Genomic DNA, 20,170 nt, shown 5'->3' with positions numbered 1-20,170 from the left:
GATGCAATCCGATTCGGTGTTGATCGACATGGCGCCTCCTGTTCTGATAATCACAGTGTTCACTGACCTAAACCGCAAAGCAGGCCATGGCCGACCCGACCCGCAAACCGCCGACGCTCAAGACAATCGCCGAGATCACGGGCCTTAGCCTGTCGACCGTGTCTTTGTCGTTGCGCGATGGGTCGCGTTTGAAAAAGGAAACACGGGACAAGATTGCCGCTGCGGCTGCCGAGGTTGGCTATGTGCCCAACCGCGCAGGCGTACGTCTGCGTACGGGGCAGACCAACGTGCTGACGCTGGTTCTGTCGCCGGCCAAGAACACGATCGACTACACACGCCAGATGATCGAAGGGATCGGGGCGCATTTGTCCGGCACCAAGTACCATTTGAATGTTATTCCCGACCTGCAAGGGGCCACACCCGAAGAATCGGTGCGCTATGTTCTGCAGAATCGGACTTCTGACGGTATCATCCTGACCCACACCAGCGCGCGCGACCCGCGGGTCCAGATGCTGATTGATGCCGATTTCCCGTTCGTGTCGCATGGGCGAACTGAATTCTACGCGGCCCATGCGTTTCACGACTTCCATGCCGAACGCTATGTCGAGATGGCGGTCGAGCGGTTGATTGAGCGCAGGCGCAAACGCTTTGTCCTGGTCGCCGAAGACGACGCGACGACCAATTTTGCCAAGATCACGGGCGGATTTCACCGGGCGCTGGCCCGGCATGGCATGACCGGAGAGGTCGCGACCGAAACGGGTATTCTGATTTCCACCGATACAGCCCGGGAGTTCGGGCAGACGCTCGCGCAGCGCAGTGACCCATTTGACGCGATCATCAGCAACAATGAACTGGCCACACTGGCGCTGATGGGCGGGATGGCCGATCAGGGGCAGGTGCTGGGCCGCGACTATGATCTGATCTGTCGTCAGACAACGCCGATTCTGCCAACGCTTTACCCGCAGATTGATACGGTAACCGAAGACCTGGTGGCCACTGGCCGCGAACTGGCGCGTCTGTTGATCGACCGGGTGTCAGGTGTGCCGGTCGATCAATTGCAGACGTTGCATGAACCAGAGCCGATGTGGCGCAGCAGTTAGGCAGTTCCGAGGATCAGATCCGATGCCTTTTCACCGATCATGATGGCGGGGGCGTTGGTGTTGCCGCTGACAATCTCAGGCATGATCGAACAATCGGCCACGCGCAGGCCTGTAATCCCGCGTACACGCAACTGTTCATCGACCACCGCCGCCTTGTCCTGACCCATTTTGCAGGTCCCGGTTGGGTGATAGATTGACGCAGTATTGCTGCGCGCCCAGTCCAGCGTGGCATCGTAATCATCCATCGGCAGGTCCGCATGTGGGCGGTATTCTTCCGAAATCTTGGATGTCAGAGGGGCATGGCGGGCAATGCGTCGCGCAATATTGACCCCTTCAACCACTGTCCGGCAGTCCGTTTCGGTGCTGAGGTAGTTCGGAATGATCTTCGGATAGGTGCGTCCGTCCTTGCTGACCAACCGAATCTCTCCCTTCGATTCGGGCCGCAGCTGGCAAACGGACATGGTGAAGGCCGAAAATGGGTCAGCACCCTTGCCGGGATTTTCTGCAGAAAGGGGCTGGACGTGGAACTGAATGTCGGGGGTCTCGAGGTCGTCCCGGGTCTTCATAAAGCCGGTGGCAAGGCTTGCTGCCATGGTCATCGGACCGGCCCGGAACATCAGGTATTTGAGGCCGATCTTGGCCTGTCCGAACAGGCTCGACACCTCGTCATTCAGGGTGGGTTCGTTGCACTTGTAGACCAGCCGCGCCTGCAGGTGATCCTGCATGTTTTTGCCGACGCCCGGCAGGTCGACAACCACGTCGATCCCGTGTTCTTGCAACTGTGCCGCTTCCCCAATTCCGGAGAGCATCAAAAGCTGCGGAGAGTTGATGGAACCGCCCGACAGGATGACCTCTTTGCGGGCTTTGACAGTCTGCCACGTACCGCTGCGGTCACGGTAGGACACACCGGTCACCTTGGTTCCGTCCAGCTCGATTTTCTCGACCTGAGCATGGGTCACGATGTTGAGGTTCTCGCGGCTGCGGACCGGGTTCAGGAACGCCACGGCAGACGAACAGCGCCGCCCGTTGCGCGCAGTTAATTGAAAGAATCCAACACCTTCCTGATCAACGCCGTTGTAGTCGGGGTTAAATTTGTAGCCCGCTGACTGGGCCGCAGCGACCCACGCATCGGTGATCGGGCGCTGGATGCGCATGTTGGAAACCGACAGGTTGCCCTGATCGCCGTGGAAGTCGTCAGCGCCGCGCTCGTTCTTCTCGGACCGCTTGAACAGGGGCAGGACATCATCCCACGCCCAGCCGCGATTGCCCATCTGTGCCCAGCGGTCATAGTCCTGCGGTTGCCCCCGGACATAGAGCAATCCGTTGAGGGACGACGACCCGCCCAGCACCTTGCCGCGGGGCCATTCGATGGAGCGACCGTTCAGGCCCGGATCGGGCTCGGTCTTGTAGCACCAGTCCACGTTTGGGTTGTGAATGGTTTTGAAATACCCGACCGGAATATGAATCCACGGGTTCCAATCCCGGCCGCCCGCTTCAAGCAGCACAACCTTGGTGTTTGGGTCCGCGCTGAGACGATTCGCGATCACGCAGCCGGCACTTCCGGCACCCACGATGACATAATCGGCTTCCAAAACGACCCCTCCCTTACTTAAAGTCAAAAAAAGACTAGGCAGATTGTTCAAGCTGCGCTAGCCTTTTCTGAGATAAAACGTCTCAATAATGTGTATCAGGGAGGATTGCATGAAACTTGGGAAAAACCTCGCGGGCATTTCGCGCCGCGATCTGTTCCGTGTGGCTGGTCGTTACGGCCTCAGCTCCACGCTGCTTGCAGCGGGTAGCTTTGGTGGTGCGATGAGTGTTGCCAATCTGGCGGCCGCCGCGGAATCAACATACGACAAACGGTTCTCGAAAGAGCCCAAGCACACGCTGAAATTCGGTGCGGCCGGCTTCAACCAGCAGAACCTGCTGATCGAGCGTGCCGGTTGTCTCGAATTCGCGCGCGATCTCGAAGAGCGCACCGATGGTGAGATTCGCGTTGAGTTCATCGGCAACAACCAGATCTGTGGCCAGCTGTCCTGCGTTGAGAAAGCGCAACAGGGCATCGTCGACATCTATGCCGCCTCGACCCAGAACTCGGCCGGTGGTGCGCCCTATCTGAACGTTCTCGACTATGCGTACATGTTCCGCAGCCGGGCCGACCAGTACCACTTCATGTACAGCCCGGACAGCCAGCGCATCCTGCGTGACCCGTTTGAAAAGCGCCACGGCCTGAAGTTCCTGTTCACGCACGCTGAACTGCGCGGCATCCAGTTGGGTCTGTCGTGGGAAGACAAGCCCACAGTCGACAACATCGACGTTCTGCGCGGCACCAAGAACCGCGTCACGGGCACACAGCTTGGCCGTATCGCGATGGACGCGCTGGGTCTGAACCCAGTGCCGGTCGCTTGGGAAGAAACCCTTGATGGTCTGAAGCAGGGCCTGATTGATGGTGCCGAAACTTGGGCATCGGCCGTGGCCTACGCCAACATGTCGCCCGTGGTCAGCCAATGTGTGGACCTGCGCTTCTTCTGCGGTACGGAACACACCGCGATGAACGCGCAAACCTTCGACGGTCTTGGCGGTGAGCTGCAGGATGCAGTTATGGAATCGTCCTACCTGACACAGGTGCACGTCCAGGCCGCAAACGAAGCCGCGCTGGTCAACACTGTTGGTTTCTCGCACCCCCACCAGGGTCCGGACACCATCTTTGCTCAGAACAACGTGCGTGTCGCCGCACTGTCCGACGCAGAGATCAAGAAAGCGGAAGAGCAGTGCTCGCCCGAGTTCCAACCGCAGCTGTGGGAGCAGTGGCGCGAGCGGATCAACGGTTGGGCCGGTGGCATCGACACATACCAGGAAATCTACGACGGTGTTCGCCAGAACCCGCATACCCTGGCCGAAAACGTCGAACCCCGCCGCTGGTGGCGCGGTTAATCCGGAAACGGATTTCTCAAAAAATCAATGGCTTGGGCGTATATCGCCCAAGCAGCTATCCATGTCGCGTAACACCGGCATGGATTTCCGTATCCTGACGCGACAAGATGCCGGAACGGATTTGCCAGGCACGAGGGAGGTGCAGCATGGACTTGATTGCGGGCATGGGAGAAATCATCTCCGCCCTGATGACAGGCGACTCATTCGAGTTGCAGACCGCGCTGCGCGGCAATGCCGGGATGTGGCCACTGGGCTTCATCGCCACCTTCGTGGGCGGCGCTTTGGTTGCGCTGCTCTACCGTGCTGTCCCATTCATCGAACGCCACTTCGAACCTGCCGTAATGGTCGTTGCCTATTTGGCGATCGGCTACATCATCTTTGCGGGCGTGGTGCAGCGGTTCTATCTGAGCGGTCAACCGGCTTGGTCGACGACCCTGCCGCCGTTCCTGTTCCTCATCATGACGTGGGTCGGATGCAGCTATAACGTTAAGCTGCGCACACACCTCGCATTTGCCGAGTTTCGCAAGGCGGCGCCACGCGGAGTACAGATGGCCCTGCTGGTTCTCGACGCCATCCTCTGGTTCGGTTTCGCCTGGATCGTGGTCGTGACAACCGCGCAGGAAACTGTGCGTGCCGCCGCCAACTTCGCCATCATGCTGGGCACGGATAACGTGATGCAGTGGTGGTTCCTTGGCACCGTGCCGATCGCATTCATCCTCTTGACTGCACGCGTGATGGAAAACCTCGCCGCTGATCTCAAGAAATACCGCGACGGCAACGAAATGATTGAAGCCGCAGTGATCGGAGGTGACGCATGAGCGATCCAACACTCATCACTCTGATTTCCATCGCGGTGACCATCTTGTTCATGATGGGCGTGCCGGTGTTCCTTGTCATCGCCTATTGGGTGATCGGCATGTCGTTCGTCCTTGAGCTGCAGCTTCTGAACATGGGTGCAGCCCTGCAGGACGTATTCACCGACGGTTTCGCCCTTCTGGCCATGCCGCTCTTTATCCTGACCGGTGACTTGATCAACCGCTCTGGCATCGCGCGGCGCCTGTCCGACTTTGCCTATGCCTGCCTCGGCTGGATCCGTGGCGGTCTTGCCATGGCGTCCCTTGGCGCGTGTGGCCTGTTTGCTGCGATCTCGGGCTCGAACTCGGCCACCACGGCCACCATCGGTTCGATGCTGCATCCGGAAATGGTCAAAGGTGGCTATGACGAACGCTTCTCGGCCGCCACGGCGGCGGCGGGCGGTACGGTGGGGATCATTATCCCGCCTTCGATCATCTTCATCGTCTACGGCTTCCTGATGAACCTGCCGATCTCGGACCTGTTTGTCGCGGGTATCATTCCTGGTGCCCTGATGGTGGGCGGCATGATGCTGGCCTGTTTCATCATCTGCTGGCGCAACGGGTGGGGCTACCTGATCGCACTCAGCCCGTTCCGGGTGTTCAAGACCGCGCTTGGCGCATGGCTTGGCTTCTTCGCCATCGGTCTTGTGCTCTGGGGCATCTATACCGGTAAGTTCTCGCCCACCGAGGCGGCGGGTGTGACCGTCGGCTTCGGGATCATTGCGGGCCTGGTCAGCTGGGTTGTGTCCAAGGTGTTCCGCATGGATCAGACCAAGGACTGGTCCGAGAAATCGGCCCTGTCGATGTTGGTCGTCGAAGGGTTCACCATCCCGCAAATCCCGAGCATCACGATGCGCTCGGCGCAGATCACCGGCATTCTTGCGCCGCTGATCGCCATCTCTGTTGTGATGCAGCAGATCCTGTCCCTTTTGGGCGCACAGCAGGTCATTGGCGACTTCGTGACGTCGATGGGTGGCTACTACCCGATTCTGTTTACGGCGATGGGCATCGTGTTCATCTGCGGCATGGTGCTGGAATCCTTGCCGGTGACGATCATTCTTGCGCCGATCCTTGCGCCGATTGCGGCGAGCGTGGGCGTCGATCCGGTCCACTTTGCTGTGATCTTCCTTGTCGGTGCATCCATCGGCTTCGTGACACCGCCCTATGGTCTGAACCTCTACGTGGCGTCAGGCGTAACAGGCGTTCCCTACTTCCGCTTGCTGCGGTATACGGTGCCCTATCTCTTCGCCCTGATTTCAGTGTGGATCATCGTGTCGTTGACACCTGAGCTCGCGCTGTTCCTACTGCCAGAAAGATAACGCCGTAGAGCCATGCCTGACGATCACCGCCCCCGCAAGGACCACCAAATCCCCACCAATCTGCGCCTGCTGATGGTGATGGAGGAGGTCGCCAAGCGTGGGGTGGCCGTCAAACCGACAGACCTGATCGATGCATTGGGTCTGCCGAAACCCACCGTGCACCGACTTCTTCAAACGGCCGAGGCCGAGGGGTTCCTGCAACGCGACCTTGATGGGCGCAGCTATGGACCGGGCCCGCGCTTGCGGGCCTTGGCCGTCAGCACCATGTCATCCGAACATCTGCGGACCGCGCGCTTGACGATTCTGCGCAGCGTTGCCGAGGAAGTGGGCGAGACCTGCAATCTTGCCACGGCAGATCGCGAGGGGATGACCTATCTCGACCGGGTCGAAACCGAATGGCCCTTGCGCATTCAGCTGCCCATCGGCACGCAGGTGCCGTTCCATTGCACGGCATCGGGCAAGATGTACCTGTCGACCTTGCGCCCCCATATCCTGCGGACAGTTCTGACGACCCGCCCGCTGGAGGCGCATACCGAAGGCACGCTGGTCGACATCGACAGCATCAAGGCCGAGTTGGAAACCACGCGCATGCGCGGCTATTCGACGGATAATGAGGAATTCATGTCCGGCATGGCCGCCGTCGCGGTCCCGATCTGGGACGGGCAGGGCAAGCTGCTGGCCACGTTGTCCGCCCACGCTCCGATCCAGCGCCGCAGCCTATGTGACCTGATCGATTTCCTGCCAGCGCTCCGCCGTGGGGCGGAAGAGCTGACCAGGCTGCACACCTCGTAACTTACAGCCCGTGAAACTGGTGCTTCTCAAGAAGCGCCACCAGCATGTCGCGCGCCGCCTGCCGGTGGGCATGGTGCGTGTCATGTGCTGTCTTCGCATCCCCACGCGCGATGGCCTGATAGACGATGCGGTGATCCTCGTTCGACTGTTTGGGTTTGGGGCGCATGAAGAGGGTGGTGGCGCGGGCCCGGCGCACCTGATCGCGCATCACGGACACAACCATGCTTAGCCGCGCATTGCGGCCCAGGCGGACAAGCTCGCGGTGGAACCTGTCATCTGCTTCGGCCCAGGCCCGCAGGTCATCCGCCGCCAGTGCGGCATCCATATCGCGGATGGCCGTGGCCAGTGTGGCAAGGTCCGACTTGGAATACTGCGTCTCTGCGGCGCGGGCGGCGGCAAGGCTCTCCAATTCCGTTAGAATGTCATAAATCTCGGCCATGTCGGTGGCGGACACCGGGCTGATGCGAATGCCCCGGCGCGGGCGCATCTCAACCAACCCCTGCGCCTGCAACATCAACGCGGCCTCGCGCACGGGCGTGCGGGACATACCCAGCTGTTCGGCCAGCTCGCTCTCAAGATGGTCCGACCCGGGCGGCAACTCTCCGGCGAAGATCATCTGGCGCAGGGCCGATACGGCCCGTTCCACATTACTCATGGCCCCCATTACTCCACCTCTTCTAAAGTGACCTTTCGACCCTCCTTGGCCGAAGCATAGATTGCATCCTTCACCGCAATGACCCGCAGGTACTCGCGGGCCGTGTTCTCAAGCGACGTGCCTTCCGTCATTGCGCGGATCACATGGGATTGCAGCGCGTGGACGCAATCCCCGCCAAACCCGTCCCATGTGTCCGGGCCGAGGATCGTTTCGACCTCTGACAAGCCAAAGGCGCGCCGCGTGACAGATCCATCACCGTGCAATGCAAGTATGCCCTGTGTCCCCTCGATCAACGCCTCGCCCATGGTCCGGCGCAGGTTGTCGGCCACGTGGTCCAGATGCCGGTTCCCATCAAACAGCGCCCGCACCGGCCCATGGTCAAAGATCACGTGGCCCGCATCTTCGCCCGCGATCACGGGATTGATGCGGCGCAGATCGGCATAGACTGCGCTTGCGGGGCCAAAGAGATAGGCAAAGGTATCCACCCAATGCACCGCTGTTTCATGGACTAAAAAACGGGGCATCTGCTGGAAGTAGGGTTGGCGATCCAGATAGGCGTCCGGCCCTTGACCGTCACCCGGGCGCAGACGAAAGGTCGCGTTCAGCACATCCCCAATCGACCCGGCTGCAAGTTCCGCCTTGATCGCCCGATACCATGGCTGAAACCGGAAGTTCTCGTGCACAACCAATCGCGCGCCTGCTGCCTCTGCCTCGGCAACGATGCACCGCGCCTCATCGATATCCATGCAGAACGGCTTTTGGCAGATGATCCACTTGATCCCTGCTGTCAGGGCCGCACGAATGGTGGCGGCATGGGCGGGTGGGGGTAGGATGATGTCCAGCAGATCGGGTGCTGCCTCGGTCAGCATCTCGCCCAGATCGTCAAAGGCAGGCGCGCCCGTAGCCTGCGCTTTTGCCTTATCCAGATCGCAGGCTCCGACCAAAGCGACACCATCCATGCGGGTCCAGCTGCCATAGTGAAACTGGCTGAAATAGCCTGCGCCGACGCAGGCCACGCGGATCATGCCAACGCTCCTTTTACAGCAGCGGCGACCTCCGCTGTCCCGGCACTTCCGCCCAGATCACGGGTCAGTACGCGGCCCTCGGACACCACCGTATCCACCGCCTCGCGCAGACTTTTGGCATCTGCCGCCATCACAGGCATGTCATGCCGACTGGCCAGCCATTCCAGCATCATCGCGCCCGACAGGATCATCGCCATCGGGTTTGCCACACCTTGGCCCGCAATGTCGGGGGCTGAGCCATGGCACGGCTGGAACACCGCGTGGTGTGCCCCGATGTCGGCGGACGGGGCCAAACCAAGACCGCCCATCAGACCAGCCCCCAGATCGGACAGGATGTCGCCAAACATGTTCTCGGTCACCATGACATCAAAGGACCACGGACGCTCGACCATCCACAAGGCGGTTGCATCGACATAGGCATGATCGGCCTCGATCTCCGGATGCTTGGCGGCCTCGGCATCGAACATCTCGCGGAAGAAGGCAAAGGCACGGAAGACGTTGGCCTTATCCACGCAGGTCACCTTGCCCGGCCCTTGCCCGGACGCCTTACGCGCGTGGGCCATATCAAAGGCAAAGCGGAACAGGGGCTCTGAAATCTCGCGCGTGATGCGCAGCGTCTCACGCGCCTCGTCGGCCTCAACCTCACCGCGGCCTTGCGTATAAAAAAGCCCCTCGGTGCTTTCACGGATCAACACGAAATCCACGGGCTTGTCTGTTGCCAAGGGGGTTGGTTGGCCGGGGCGAATGGTGACGGGGCGCACGCCCGCAAACAGGGTCAACGCCTTGCGCAGATCAATCTGCGGGGCAATCTCGGTTCCATCGGGGTAACGGATGCTGGGCAGTCCCATGGCGGACAGCAGGATTGCGTCGGCCGCTCGCGCCCCTTCCATTGAGGCGGGCGGCAGGCTCTCTCCGGTCTTGGCATAATGCGCAGCCCCCGCAGGCAGGTCGATCCAGTTCAGGCCATAGCCAGACCCCGCTGCCAAGCTTCCCAACAGCTCAACCGTAGGGGCCATGATCTCGGGGCCAATGCCATCCCCTTGAAACACGGCGATATCAAAACTTCTGTGCATGGCGCGGGCCCCTTTCGGCATAGGCTGATGAAAAGCGACTCGCTTCTCGTATGCAATTATGTATACGTTAATATATGAATTATCAAATACCCGACCGCATTCACTGCGGAGGGCACGGAAAAAGGGGCACCCATGCCATATGCAGTCACCGTCATCTTCGACCTGAAACCGGGAACGCAGGACACGTTCTTGTCTCATATCATCCGCAACGCGCGCCGCTCGCGCTACGACGAACCCGGGTGCCAGCACTTTGACGTGTGCACAGACCCCAGCCAGCCTGACACAGTATTTCTCTATGAACTCTACGATGACCTTGCGGCGTTCGAGGCGCATCAACAGACGCCGCACTACCTCGAAACCGGTCCCAAGATCGCGGATATGGTTGCGAAAAAGACCCTGAACACCTTTGAGTTGGTCCACAGATGACCTACGAAGTCTACGCCATCAAATACGCTGAACAGACGGCGCGTATGCGTGGCGACAATTACATGTTCGACGACAATCACGACGCCCCCGATCCCATCGACTTCTACATTTGGCTGATCCGAGGGGAGGGGCGGGTGATCCTTGTGGACACCGGCTTTGACGCTGCCGAGGGGCAGGCGCGGGGGCGGCCCATCCGCCTTGATCCGGGTGAGGCGTTGAAGCCGTTCGGCCTGAACCCCGAGGACGTGACAGAGATCATCGTGACCCACCTGCATTTCGATCACGCGGGCGGTCTGCACCTATTTCCCAATGCCAAACTGCACCTGCAAGCGGCCGAGATGGCCTATGCCACCGGCCCGTGTATGTGTCACGACGCGCTCCGCGCACCCTTCACAGTCGGACATGTCGTCGCTGCGGTGCAGCGGCTCTATTCCGGCAAGGTGACGTTCCACGATGGTGACAGCGAGATTGCCGAGGGCATTACCGTGCACCGCATTGGCGGCCATACGAAGGGGATGCAGGCTGTGCGGGTGCGCACCCAGGCAGGGTGGTTGGTGCTGGCCTCGGATGCCGCGCATTTCTACGGCAACTTCCTGACTGGAACACCCTTTCCCATCGTGGTGGATATGCAGGACATGTTGGACGGATTTGCCACGATACAAAGGCTTGCAAGTGCGCGGAAGCTTGTCGTGCCCGGTCATGATCCCTTGGTGCGGCAGTATTTTCCAAACGCCATGGCTGACCACATCACGCGGCTTGATGTCGGACCTACGCAGGACCCGACACTGTAACAAAGCGCCATCGCCTGCGCTCAAATATGAGGCAAAACGGCGAAAGCAGCCGGTTCCGGCAGTAACACTTAGCGGCATTTCTCACGTGGTAGAGAGGTGAGCGCCAAAAAGTTGCTGCACATGCAAAGCGGCCCTACCTCTTGGGCAATCACGGCTTTCCGCGCCGCAGCATTGTCCAGAGAGGTCACCCATGACACGCACCGCCATCATCACCGGATCAACCAGCGGCATCGGGCTCGGCATTGCCGAGGCTTTCGCCGCCCAAGGCTTCAACATCATGCTGAACGGGTTCGGCGACGCGACCGAGATTGAGGCGACGCGTGCGGACCTTGACGCCAAATCCGCGGGGACGGTCGCCTATCACGGTGCCGACATGACCAAACCGGACCAGATCGCCGATCTGGTGGCGACAACCGAAGCGCAGTTCGGTGCTGTCGATATCCTCGTGAACAACGCGGGGATCCAACACGTCGCCCCGGTCGAAGAGTTCCCGTTGGAAAAATGGGACGCAATCATCGCCATCAACATGTCCTCGGCCTTCCACACCATTCGTGCCGCTCTGCCGGGGATGAAAGAGCGTGGGTTCGGGCGGGTCATCAACGTGGCTTCGGCCCACGGCCTTGTCGCGTCGCCCTACAAGTCAGCCTATGTCACGGCCAAGCATGGGATTGTCGGTTTGACCAAGACCGTCGCCCTTGAGGCCGCGCAGCACGGTGTCACCGTCAACGCGGTCTGCCCGGGCTATGTGCTGACCCCGCTGGTCGAGGGGCAGATCCCCGACACTGCCAAGGCACGTGGGATCACCGAGGAAGAGGTGAAGCGCGACGTGTTGCTGGCGGCCCAACCCACCAAGGAATTCGTGACCGTCGAACAACTGGGTGCCGTCTGCACCTTCCTCGCCTCCGAGGCCGCAGCCTCTGTCACCGGCATTGCGATGCCGGTCGATGGCGGTTGGGTCGCGCAGTAGGGGGCCGGGTCATGTCAGTCACCAACGGACGGGCAAAGCGTCACGAGAAATCCATCAACCTCGCCCTTCAGGGCGGGGGATCGCACGGGGCCTTCACCTGGGGCGTCCTTGACCGGATGTTCGAAGAGGACCGTCTGTGGATCGAGGCGGTCAGCGGCACCTCTGCCGGGGCCATGAATGCAGTGGTTGCGACGCAAGGAATGTACGACGCGGGCGCAGCCGGGGCGCGGCAAGCGCTCGAAGACTTCTGGCGCGCTGTCAGCCGCGCGGGGCAGGGCAGCCCGATCAAGCGCACGCCGCTCGACATGATGCTGGGGTCCTGGTCGCTCGATGCCTCGCCCGGTTACGTGATGATGGACATGATGAGCCGGATGGCGTCGCCGTATGACCTGAACCCTTTGGGACTGAACCCATTGCGAGACGTGGTTGAGGATTTCATCGACTTCGACAAGGTCGCCAAATGCGATGACATGGGGCTGTATATCTCTGCGACCAATGTCGAAACGGGACGGGCGCGTGTCTTTCACCGGCACGAGGTGACGTTGGACGTGGTGATGGCCTCGGCCTGCCTGCCCAACATGTTCAAAGCGGTCGAGATTGATGGCGTGCCCTATTGGGATGGCGGTTACATGGGGAACCCGGTGCTGTTTCCGTTCATCGACCACTCGCCGTCTTCGGACATCGTGATCGTGCAGATCAACCCGCTGAAACGTCCTGGCACCCCGCGCCGCGCGCGGGACATCCAGAACCGCATGAACGAGATCACGTTCAACGCCTCGCTTCTGCGTGACCTGCGCACGATTGATCTGGTGCACCGGCTGATTGAGGATGGCGCCCTGTCTGACAACGAATACCGCGTGATGAACATGCATATGATCGACGGTTGCGACGACATGCTGGCACTTGATGCATCATCCAAGCTGAATTCCGAATGGGCGTTTTTGATCCATTTGCGGGACCTGGGACGCGAACATGCGGACCGCTGGCTGACCGGGAACTTCGACAAGATCGAGAAGGAAAGCACGCTGGATCTGCGTGCGATGTTTGATGACTTTGGGGCACCCCACGGGGGCAACATGGTCGAATTGAACTCCAGAAAAGGATGAACCTATGACATTTCGAACTGCTACACTCGGGCTCGCGATTGCGGCGCTCGGCACGACCGCCTTTGCCCTTGACCTGGACAGCGTGAAGACCCGCGTCCTGAATGGGTTGGAGGGGCCGTCCGGGCCCAACAATATCTCGAACGAACCCATTGCGAACGCGCCGCTGGCTGAGGAGGGCCTGGGTCAGATTGCCGGGTACAACCTGCGCACGCGGTCCTGGAATATCTCGGGCGACACGGGCATCGTGCCGATCCACAGCCACGCCGACCGCCCGGCCATTGTGTTCACCCTGACCGGCGAGATTTTCGAGTATCGCAGCGATGCGGCCGAGCGGATCAGGCACAGCGCCGGAGGCCTGAGCCTGGAAGAGGGCGATGTCACCCACTGGTGGCTGAACGAAGGGCCCGAGGATGTGCGCTTGATCGCCTTTGATGTGTTCAATGCACCGGGTGAGGCGGTGGTTGCGGACACACCCGCGCAACAGGACTTTGACCTGCCGGATCAATCCGGGGCTGTGTTGGAGTTGCTAGGCTTGGTCGATATCGAAGGGCACTACGATGGTGAGAAGGGGGATGGTCTGGCCCTGTCCGCCTACCGCGCCGTGATCGAGCCGGGCGGGGTACTGCCCAGTTTTGTGGCCGCAGGTGAGCCGTTGCAGGTTTGGGTGTGGGACGGGGTGGTGACCGAGCACCGGTCCGACAGCGACGCGCCCGTGACTGTGGCGGCTGAAGAGGGCACACATCTGGGCGGCGGCGCGCAGGCCTATTGGCAGAACGTGGGTGATGCCCCGGCGGTGCTGTTCTTTGGTGTGGTGGAGCCCATCGCGGAAACCGAAGGTGTGCCGCAGGTCGGTGTCCAAGCGCATCACGCGGGACAGTAAATATGGGGGTTGGGGCGCGGTCCGGTGGTTTGTCCCCGCGGGGACAAACACATCAAATGACTACTTATCAATGGCTTGCAGGGCGCGCTAACCACTTTTTAACCCTTGTTTTCGGGGCGTTGTCGCGCCCGGACATGTGCCACGGGAGACATATGTCATGGCTGTGACGGCCCAGATGACCGGGATGGCCGAAGAGCTGGCCAAGAAGACGCCGGAGGATCGCCGTATGGTGATCCGCCGCTCGACTATGATTGCGCTGATCGCCTTTTTGACGCTGATTGACCTTTTTGGCTCGCAGGCTTTGCTGCCCACGCTGGTTGAGACCTATGGCGTGTCGCCAGCGGCGATGGGCTTTGCCGTCAATGCGTCGACCATCGGGATGGCGTTTGCCTCGCTGGTGGTGGCCATCTTTGCCCGGCGGATCGATCGCAAGCGGGGGATCTGGATATGTCTGGCGCTGCTGAGCATCCCGACCATGCTGCTGGCGACAACCGACGATTTGACCACCTTTACCTTGCTGCGGGTGGCGCAGGGCGTGTTCATGTCTGCCGCCTTTACCCTGACGCTGACCTATCTGAGCGAGGAGTGTTCGCTGACCGCCGTTGGTGGGGCGATGGCCGCCTATATTACGGGGAATGTCGCGTCGAACCTTTTGGGGCGACTTATGGCGTCCGAGATTGCAGGGAATTTCGGCCTTGCCGAAAGCTTTTATGGTTTTGCGGCGCTGAACCTGACAGGGGCTGTGGTTGCATATTTCTATATCGGGGGGCGGGACAGCCGTGGCCATGATACTGCCGACGGATCCTCGGTCATCGAGGCGTGGTTGGATCATCTGAAGAACGCCAAGCTGGTGGCAATGGTGGGGATCGGGTTCATCCTGTTGTTCGTGTTTGTGGCGACCTTCACCTATGCCAATTTCATTCTCGCTCAGGCCCCGTTTGATCTGCCGCAGACGATGATCGGGGTGGTGTATTTCGTCTTTGCTCCGGCGATCCTGACGACACCCTTGGCGGCCGCATCCGTCGCGCGGTATGGCGCGCGGGCGAGCTTTCACGGCGCGATTGCCGTGTCGTTGGTGGGGCTGGTGTTGTTGCTGACGCCTGTTCTGGCGATGTTTCTGTTGGGCCTTGCGCTGGTTGGGGCGGGGTTGTTCTTTGCCCAGTCTGTTGCCACCGGATATGTCGGGCGCACTGCCACGCATGATCAGGCGGCGGCCAACGGGTTGTATTTGGCCAGCTATTATCTGGGTGGGATTGCCGGGGCCTTTGTCATTGGGCAGGTGTTTGCGGCGTTGGGCTGGAGTGTTGCTGTGGGTGTGCTGCTTGCGCTGACCGCGCTGGCCTGGGCCTTGTCGCTCAGGATAGGGCATTGATCCAAAGGCGCGCTGGCGCGCACGCGATTCATTTTTGCTGACGAGGGGGCTGTCTGCCCCCTCGAACTCCCCCGATCGTATTTTTTGTCAGAAGAAGGTGTCAGGCGTTTTCGAGGCCTTCGGTTGAGAGGCCTTCGAGTTTGGGCATCAGGCGCAGGAGTTCTTTGGTGTATTCTGCTTGTGGGGCAGCGAAGAGCTGTTCGGTGTCCGCCACTTCGACCATCTTGCCCTGCCGCATGACACCCACGCGGTCGCACATTTGCCGGACAACGGGTAGGTCGTGGCTGATGAATAGCATGGTGAGGCCCAGATGTTCCTGCAGATCCTTGAGGATGTTGAGCACCTGCGCCTGGATCGACACGTCGAGCGCAGAGGTGGGTTCGTCGCAGATCAGGAAGCGTGGTTGTGTGGCGAGCGCCCGGGCGATGGAGATACGCTGGCGTTGACCGCCCGAGAATTCGTGCGGGTATTTCCGGCCTGCGTCTGCACCGAGGCCCACGCGGTCCAACAGTTCGTCGACGCGGTCCTGCACGGCGCGCCCTTCGAGCAGTTTGTGGTGGAGTACCGGTTCGGCCACGATGGCGTCCACACGCATACGCGGGTTGAGGCTGGAAAACGGGTCCTGGAAGATCATCTGGATTTGGCGGCGGTAGGCGTCGCGTTCTTCGCGCGAGGCCAGTTGTGTGACGTCGGTGCCGTCGAAATAGATATGGCCGCCGTTCGTTTCGTAGAGCGTGGCGATCATGCGGGCGACGGTGGATTTGCCCGAACCGCTTTCGCCCACAAGGCCGAACACTTCGCCCTCGCGGATGTCGAAGCTGACCTTGTCCACGGCTGTGAACATTTTGCGCCAGGCAGGGATGATGGAGTCGCGCTGAACGAAGGTTTTGGTGATCCCGTCCACCTGCACCAGTGTGCCGGTTTTGGATTTGGGTGGGGTGGGCCAGTTGCGGGCGAGGTCCTCGATGGCGAACTTCGTGCTGCGGCCGCCATAGGACAGTTGCGGGAAGCGGTGGACCTTGAGCGTGGCGCGGGGCACGGCGGCGATGAGCGACTTGGTGTACTCATGTTCGGGGGCGCCCATGACTTGGGTTGTGGTGCCGCTTTCGACCACTGCGCCCTGGTACATCACCGTCACGCGGTCGGTGGTGTCGGCGATCACGCCCATGTCGTGGGTTATGAGAATGACGCCCACTTGCCGTTCGCGGGCGAGTTCCTTGATCAGGTCGAGGATTTGCGCCTGGATCGAGACGTCGAGTGCGGTCGTGGGTTCATCTGCGATGATGACATCCGGCTCAGAGCAGAGGGCGAGCGCTATGACCACGCGCTGGCGCATTCCGCCCGAGAACTGGTGGGGGTATTGCTTGACCCGTTCCGCAGGGTCGGGGATGCCGACGCGGTCGAGCAGTTCCACGGCGCGGGCCTTGGCCGCTTTGTCGCCGAGTTTAAGGTGGGCTTCGATGGTTTCGGTCAGCTGGTCTTCGACCGTAAGGAGCGGGTTGAGGGACGTGAGCGGGTCCTGGAAGATCATGGAGATCTTGGCCCCGCGCAGAGCGCGCATGCCTGCCGCGTCGCGGCCGCTGATCGCCTCGCCCCGGAAGCTGACGGTGCCGTCGGCGATGTGCCCCGGCGGGTCGATCAGGCCCATGACGGCGGCGCCAATGGTGGATTTGCCCGCGCCGGATTCCCCCACGAGCCCGTGGATTTCACCGGGGGCGACGGTCAGGTCGGCACCGTTGACGGCGACGAAGGTGCCTTTGCGGGTGGGGTAATGGACCGAGAGGTTGGAGATGTTGAGGAGGCTGTCCAAGGCGCGGTCGGCTTTCTCTATTTGCTGGTTGATATCGCTCCAAAGTTCTTCGACAGTCTCAAATCTTTGATGAACATAGTCGCCGTCTGCTGGGTACCAGACACCTGCCGAATGATCCTTGGTTGAAAAGAACAGAGACCCGCCGCAGCCGTCATCACCAAAGAAAACTGCATCCTTTGGCCTTAGGTCAAAATGCTCCGGATCGTTCATGAACGCGTTGTATGAAACGATCCCCTCTGGGCCTTCTTGGAATGGATATAGCGCTTGGTATTCGCCATCGACCTTCTTGCCGTTTGAGCTTTTGTAAGCGTTTTTGATCTGCTCAGGCAAAGTTGTGCCGAGTTCTGTTTCCAGACGTTTGATGTCGTCGTCAGGCAGACCGCTCATCACCGCAGCCTCGGGTTCAGCGCGTCGCGCAGCCAGTCGCCCAGCAAGTTGACGCTGAGCGCCAGAGCGAGAAGCGTGCAGGCGGGGAAGAAGAGGATCCACCATTCGCCGGAGAAGAGGAAGCCTTGGCCGATGCGGATCAGGGTGCCGAGGGAGGGCTGTGTGGGTGGAGCGCCGACGCCGAGGAAGCTGAGCGTGGCTTCGGCGATGATGGCGAGGGCCAGTGAGATTGTGGCGATCACCAAGACGGGCGACAGGACGTTGGGCAGGATGTGTTTGACCATAATCGCGGGGCTGCTGCGGCCGATGAGGCGGGCGGCTTGCACGTATTCCTTGCTCTTTTCCACCAGTGTGGCGCCGCGCACGACGCGGGCGAATTGGACCCAGTCTGACAGGCCGATGGCGATGATCAGGACCCAGATGGCCATCTGATCTCGGTATTCGATCGGGGTCACACCCTTGGCGATCCCGAAGATCAGCATGGCGACAAGGATGCTGGGGAAGGTCAGCTGTACGTCTGCGATGCGCATGATGATCGTTTCGGTCCAGCCGCCGACATAGCCCGCGATGAGGCCTAGCGAGATGCCAAGCACCATCGCAAACAACACGGCGGCGACGCCGACGAACAGGGAGATACGCATGCCGTAGAGGATGGTCGAGAAGACGTCGCGGCCCTGATCATCGGTGCCCAGCCAGAAGCTGTCACCGGTGAAGGCGTTGGGCGTCATAGGGCGGGAAAAGCCGTTCATCAGGTTGAGCGAGGCGGGATCAAACGGATTGTAAGGCGCGATGAGCGGGGCGAAGACCGCGCTCAGGACCAAAATCAGGGCCACGGCGAAACTGACAATAGCGACGGGGGAGCGTTTGAACAGGTAGAAGAAATCCGAATCCGCCCAGCGTTGTAGGCGGGTGGGCGCTTTGGTCGGGGTTTGGGCCGTATCGGTCATCTTAGTGTCCTCCCGCCCGGTCCACGCGCAGGCGTGGGTCGATGGCAAAGTATAGCAGGTCCACGATCAGGTTGATGCCCACGAACATGACGGAAATCAGCATCAGGTAGGCGGCCATGACCGGGATATCGACGAATTGGATCGCGTTGATGAACAGGAGGCCCACGCCCGGCCATTGGAACACCGTCTCGGTGATGATGGCGAAGGCAATGATGGAGCCCAATTGTAGGCCCGTGACCGTGATCACCGGCACAAGCGTGTTCTTGAGCGCGTGACGGAAGTTGATGGCCCGTTCCTTGAGCCCACGGGCGCGGGCGAAGCGGATGTAGTCTTGCCGCAGCACTTCCAACATCTCGGATCGGACAAGGCGCATGATCAATGTCATTTGGTATAGGCCGAGGGTGATCGAGGGTAGAATGAGGGCTTTGAGCCCGCTGGCTGTCAGGAATCCGGTGGTCCAATTGCCGATCTTGACCGTCTCGCCGCGTCCGAAACTGGGCAGCCAGCCCAGTTCGACCGAGAACAGGTAAATCAGCAGAATACCTATGAGGAAGGTGGGCAGGGACACGCCAATCAGGGATGCCGACATGATCACATTGGCCCAGAGCCCGTTTCGTCGGATGGCGGTAAAGACGCCAAGCGCGATGCCGAGGGAGATGGCCAGAAAGCCACTGACGGCGGCCAGTTCCAATGTTGCGGGCGCCCGCTCCAACAGGATGTCAGACACAGGTCTGCCCTGCCGGTAACTGACGCCGAAATTGCCCTGCACTGCCCCTTCCAGGAAGCGATAGTACTGCACGGCAAAGGGTTGATCCAAACCAAGCTGTGCGCGCAGGCGCTCGACATCCTCTATGGTCCGTTCCTGTCCCAGCATATTGTCGATGGGATCACCGACAAAGCGGAACATGGAAAAGGCGACAAGGCCCACGACCAACAGAACGAGGGCGGATTGGGCGACACGCTGGAGAATGAAGGAAAGCATTTCCCCGTCTCGCAAGATGCGCGGGCCTGGTCAAGGGACCGCAGACATGCGCACCGCGCGGGCAGGATTGTTTTTTGAAGGAACTTCACGTTCTGCACGCAGGTGAAGCAGCCAGCCAACGGTTGATGCCGCGAGCGCATCTTTTCTTGCTTTTGCCCTTTCTTCGCCCGTTTTGCATTCCACTCTCGCGGGAACGGCCCTTTGAATGGAGATATCCCGTGAACCCCCGGATCATTGTTGCTGCACTATGCGTTGTTTCAGCTTGCGGGGCCCCCGCGCCCCAGCAGAAGGGCGTTGGGTTTTCAACGCCGGGCGCGTCCCAAACAATCACCGCCGCGCAACGGACTCCTGCAGCCGAAGTGCCTGCGTCGCAAACCTCGAACCTGCCATTTTATCAAGAGCAAACAAGATCCTACGCCAAGCGTGGGCGTTCGACCAGTGAGCGTTCGGCGGCGATGGATGCCTTCCGTGCGCGCACGTCTTTCTGGGAGAAAGGCGACAGTGAACTTGTCACTTTAGGCAAGTACCGGCTGAAGTTTCGTCAGGTTCGGGTTGATACCCATAACTTCATTGTCGCGCACAATGCCTCGCACACTGTCGGGGCGCAGCGCTTCAACCTGACGGCAAAGGCACGGCAGGTGGCCCAATCCAAGACGACATGCCAGCTCAAGGACGGTACCTATCACGTGCGCGATGGGTACGAGCGGGGCATGGTCTTTGCACTGAGTTGTTGACCGGTAAAAAGAAAAG

General features: G+C 60.5%; 19 protein-coding genes. 12 read left to right on the top strand and 7 right to left on the bottom strand.

The features are described from left to right. Window positions 1-86: 86 nt before the first annotated feature. On the top strand, window positions 87-1,100 hold the full coding sequence (locus tag AC53L6_RS18235; protein WP_299604218.1) for a LacI family transcriptional regulator: 1,014 nt from the start codon (window positions 87-89) through the stop codon (window positions 1,098-1,100). Here AC53L6_RS18235 and AC53L6_RS18230 read toward each other — a convergent pair. Beyond that, the gene (locus tag AC53L6_RS18230; protein ID WP_496908867.1) at window positions 1,097-2,692 is read right to left on the bottom strand and encodes a GMC family oxidoreductase; all 1,596 of its coding nucleotides are present in this window, start codon (window positions 2,690-2,692) and stop codon (window positions 1,097-1,099) included. The two genes, AC53L6_RS18235 and AC53L6_RS18230, sit on opposite strands and share 4 nt — an antisense overlap. Before the next feature lie 109 nt (window positions 2,693-2,801). On the opposite strand from AC53L6_RS18230, the gene AC53L6_RS18225 reads away from it, so the two are divergent. The 4 genes from AC53L6_RS18225 to AC53L6_RS18210 all read left to right on the top strand — a co-directional run bounded on the left by AC53L6_RS18225 (window position 2,802) and on the right by AC53L6_RS18210 (window position 6,999). Next, a complete protein-coding gene (locus AC53L6_RS18225) occupies window positions 2,802-4,034 on the top strand; it encodes a TRAP transporter substrate-binding protein (protein WP_299210166.1) in 1,233 nt (410 codons plus the stop codon). A 146-nt stretch (window positions 4,035-4,180) separates the two neighbouring features. Then, complete coding sequence (locus AC53L6_RS18220) at window positions 4,181-4,852, top strand: TRAP transporter small permease (protein WP_299604212.1); 672 nt, start codon at window positions 4,181-4,183, stop codon at window positions 4,850-4,852. After that, complete coding sequence (locus AC53L6_RS18215) at window positions 4,849-6,207, top strand: TRAP transporter large permease (RefSeq protein WP_299210162.1); 1,359 nt, start codon at window positions 4,849-4,851, stop codon at window positions 6,205-6,207. Before AC53L6_RS18220 ends, AC53L6_RS18215 begins: the two co-directional genes overlap by 4 nt. Before the next feature lie 12 nt (window positions 6,208-6,219). Beyond that, window positions 6,220-6,999, top strand: a complete 780-nt coding sequence (locus AC53L6_RS18210) for an IclR family transcriptional regulator (RefSeq protein WP_496908866.1) — start codon at window positions 6,220-6,222, stop codon at window positions 6,997-6,999. Window position 7,000: 1 nt separating this feature from the next. On the opposite strand, the gene AC53L6_RS18205 is transcribed toward AC53L6_RS18210, so the two are convergent. Genes AC53L6_RS18205 through AC53L6_RS18195 form a run of 3 tightly spaced genes read right to left on the bottom strand, consistent with a single transcriptional unit; the run spans window position 7,001 to window position 9,752 of the window. Next, window positions 7,001-7,663, bottom strand: a complete 663-nt coding sequence (locus tag AC53L6_RS18205; protein ID WP_299772940.1) for a GntR family transcriptional regulator — start codon at window positions 7,661-7,663, stop codon at window positions 7,001-7,003. Next, complete coding sequence (locus AC53L6_RS18200; protein ID WP_496908865.1) at window positions 7,663-8,679, bottom strand: Gfo/Idh/MocA family protein; 1,017 nt, start codon at window positions 8,677-8,679, stop codon at window positions 7,663-7,665. The genes AC53L6_RS18205 and AC53L6_RS18200 overlap by 1 nt, the downstream gene beginning before the upstream one ends. Further along, complete coding sequence (locus tag AC53L6_RS18195; RefSeq protein WP_496908864.1) at window positions 8,676-9,752, bottom strand: isocitrate/isopropylmalate dehydrogenase family protein; 1,077 nt, start codon at window positions 9,750-9,752, stop codon at window positions 8,676-8,678. Before AC53L6_RS18195 ends, AC53L6_RS18200 begins: the two co-directional genes overlap by 4 nt. 132 nt (window positions 9,753-9,884) lie before the next feature. On the opposite strand from AC53L6_RS18195, the gene AC53L6_RS18190 reads away from it, so the two are divergent. From AC53L6_RS18190 to AC53L6_RS18165, 6 genes are all read left to right on the top strand, one after another. Beyond that, entirely contained in the window at window positions 9,885-10,178 is a 294-nt protein-coding gene (locus tag AC53L6_RS18190) for a putative quinol monooxygenase (protein WP_299772946.1), read from the top strand. Further along, entirely contained in the window at window positions 10,175-10,969 is a 795-nt protein-coding gene (locus AC53L6_RS18185; RefSeq protein ID WP_496908863.1) for an N-acyl homoserine lactonase family protein, read from the top strand. Before AC53L6_RS18190 ends, AC53L6_RS18185 begins: the two co-directional genes overlap by 4 nt. A 190-nt stretch (window positions 10,970-11,159) precedes the next feature. Further along, on the top strand, window positions 11,160-11,936 hold the full coding sequence (locus AC53L6_RS18180; protein ID WP_496908862.1) for a 3-hydroxybutyrate dehydrogenase: 777 nt from the start codon (window positions 11,160-11,162) through the stop codon (window positions 11,934-11,936). An 11-nt stretch (window positions 11,937-11,947) separates the two neighbouring features. Further along, the gene (locus AC53L6_RS18175; RefSeq protein WP_496908861.1) at window positions 11,948-13,042 is read left to right on the top strand and encodes a patatin-like phospholipase family protein; all 1,095 of its coding nucleotides are present in this window, start codon (window positions 11,948-11,950) and stop codon (window positions 13,040-13,042) included. 4 nt (window positions 13,043-13,046) lie between these two features. Further along, the gene (locus AC53L6_RS18170; RefSeq protein ID WP_496908860.1) at window positions 13,047-13,922 is read left to right on the top strand and encodes a cupin domain-containing protein; all 876 of its coding nucleotides are present in this window, start codon (window positions 13,047-13,049) and stop codon (window positions 13,920-13,922) included. A 157-nt stretch (window positions 13,923-14,079) separates the two neighbouring features. Next, entirely contained in the window at window positions 14,080-15,294 is a 1,215-nt protein-coding gene (locus AC53L6_RS18165) for an MFS transporter (RefSeq protein WP_496908859.1), read from the top strand. Between the two features lie 100 nt (window positions 15,295-15,394). Here the strand turns inward: AC53L6_RS18165 and AC53L6_RS18160 are convergent, their stop codons facing one another. The 3 genes from AC53L6_RS18160 to AC53L6_RS18150 are packed head-to-tail and all read right to left on the bottom strand — an operon-like array spanning window position 15,395 to window position 19,420. Beyond that, the gene (locus AC53L6_RS18160) at window positions 15,395-17,491 is read right to left on the bottom strand and encodes a dipeptide ABC transporter ATP-binding protein (protein ID WP_496908858.1); all 2,097 of its coding nucleotides are present in this window, start codon (window positions 17,489-17,491) and stop codon (window positions 15,395-15,397) included. Then, window positions 17,491-18,438: an ABC transporter permease gene (locus AC53L6_RS18155; protein ID WP_299747435.1), complete on the bottom strand. Its 948-nt coding sequence runs from the start codon at window positions 18,436-18,438 to the stop codon at window positions 17,491-17,493. Before AC53L6_RS18155 ends, AC53L6_RS18160 begins: the two co-directional genes overlap by 1 nt. 1 nt (window position 18,439) lies before the next feature. Continuing rightward, window positions 18,440-19,420, bottom strand: a complete 981-nt coding sequence (locus AC53L6_RS18150; protein WP_299705331.1) for an ABC transporter permease — start codon at window positions 19,418-19,420, stop codon at window positions 18,440-18,442. 218 nt (window positions 19,421-19,638) lie between these two features. On the opposite strand from AC53L6_RS18150, the gene AC53L6_RS18145 reads away from it, so the two are divergent. Next, window positions 19,639-20,154 (top strand): hypothetical protein, encoded by a 516-nt coding sequence (locus AC53L6_RS18145; RefSeq protein ID WP_299604184.1) that lies wholly within the window; start codon window positions 19,639-19,641, stop codon window positions 20,152-20,154. The last annotated feature ends 16 nt before the right edge of the window (window positions 20,155-20,170 follow it).

The organism is Tateyamaria sp. LSS28 (assembly GCF_059611725.1).
The sequence above is the reverse complement of the archived record's forward strand: the minus strand, read 5'-3'. Positions and strand labels throughout refer to the sequence as shown.

Bases quoted from the DNA above. Each gene is read 5' to 3' on its own strand.
- AC53L6_RS18235 (WP_299604218.1), top strand. From the start codon at position 87: ATGGCCGACCCGACCCGCAAACCGCCGACGCTCAAGACAATCGCCGAG.
- AC53L6_RS18225 (WP_299210166.1), top strand. From the start codon at position 2,802: ATGAAACTTGGGAAAAACCTCGCGGGCATTTCGCGCCGCGATCTGTTC.
- AC53L6_RS18220 (WP_299604212.1), top strand. From the start codon at position 4,181: ATGGACTTGATTGCGGGCATGGGAGAAATCATCTCCGCCCTGATGACA.
- AC53L6_RS18215 (WP_299210162.1), top strand. From the start codon at position 4,849: ATGAGCGATCCAACACTCATCACTCTGATTTCCATCGCGGTGACCATC.
- AC53L6_RS18210 (WP_496908866.1), top strand. From the start codon at position 6,220: ATGCCTGACGATCACCGCCCCCGCAAGGACCACCAAATCCCCACCAAT.
- AC53L6_RS18205 (WP_299772940.1), bottom strand. From the start codon at position 7,663: ATGGGGGCCATGAGTAATGTGGAACGGGCCGTATCGGCCCTGCGCCAG.
- AC53L6_RS18200 (WP_496908865.1), bottom strand. From the start codon at position 8,679: ATGATCCGCGTGGCCTGCGTCGGCGCAGGCTATTTCAGCCAGTTTCAC.
- AC53L6_RS18195 (WP_496908864.1), bottom strand. From the start codon at position 9,752: ATGCACAGAAGTTTTGATATCGCCGTGTTTCAAGGGGATGGCATTGGC.
- AC53L6_RS18190 (WP_299772946.1), top strand. From the start codon at position 9,885: ATGCCATATGCAGTCACCGTCATCTTCGACCTGAAACCGGGAACGCAG.
- AC53L6_RS18185 (WP_496908863.1), top strand. From the start codon at position 10,175: ATGACCTACGAAGTCTACGCCATCAAATACGCTGAACAGACGGCGCGT.
- AC53L6_RS18180 (WP_496908862.1), top strand. From the start codon at position 11,160: ATGACACGCACCGCCATCATCACCGGATCAACCAGCGGCATCGGGCTC.
- AC53L6_RS18175 (WP_496908861.1), top strand. From the start codon at position 11,948: ATGTCAGTCACCAACGGACGGGCAAAGCGTCACGAGAAATCCATCAAC.
- AC53L6_RS18170 (WP_496908860.1), top strand. From the start codon at position 13,047: ATGACATTTCGAACTGCTACACTCGGGCTCGCGATTGCGGCGCTCGGC.
- AC53L6_RS18165 (WP_496908859.1), top strand. From the start codon at position 14,080: ATGGCTGTGACGGCCCAGATGACCGGGATGGCCGAAGAGCTGGCCAAG.
- AC53L6_RS18160 (WP_496908858.1), bottom strand. From the start codon at position 17,491: ATGAGCGGTCTGCCTGACGACGACATCAAACGTCTGGAAACAGAACTC.
- AC53L6_RS18155 (WP_299747435.1), bottom strand. From the start codon at position 18,438: ATGACCGATACGGCCCAAACCCCGACCAAAGCGCCCACCCGCCTACAA.
- AC53L6_RS18150 (WP_299705331.1), bottom strand. From the start codon at position 19,420: ATGCTTTCCTTCATTCTCCAGCGTGTCGCCCAATCCGCCCTCGTTCTG.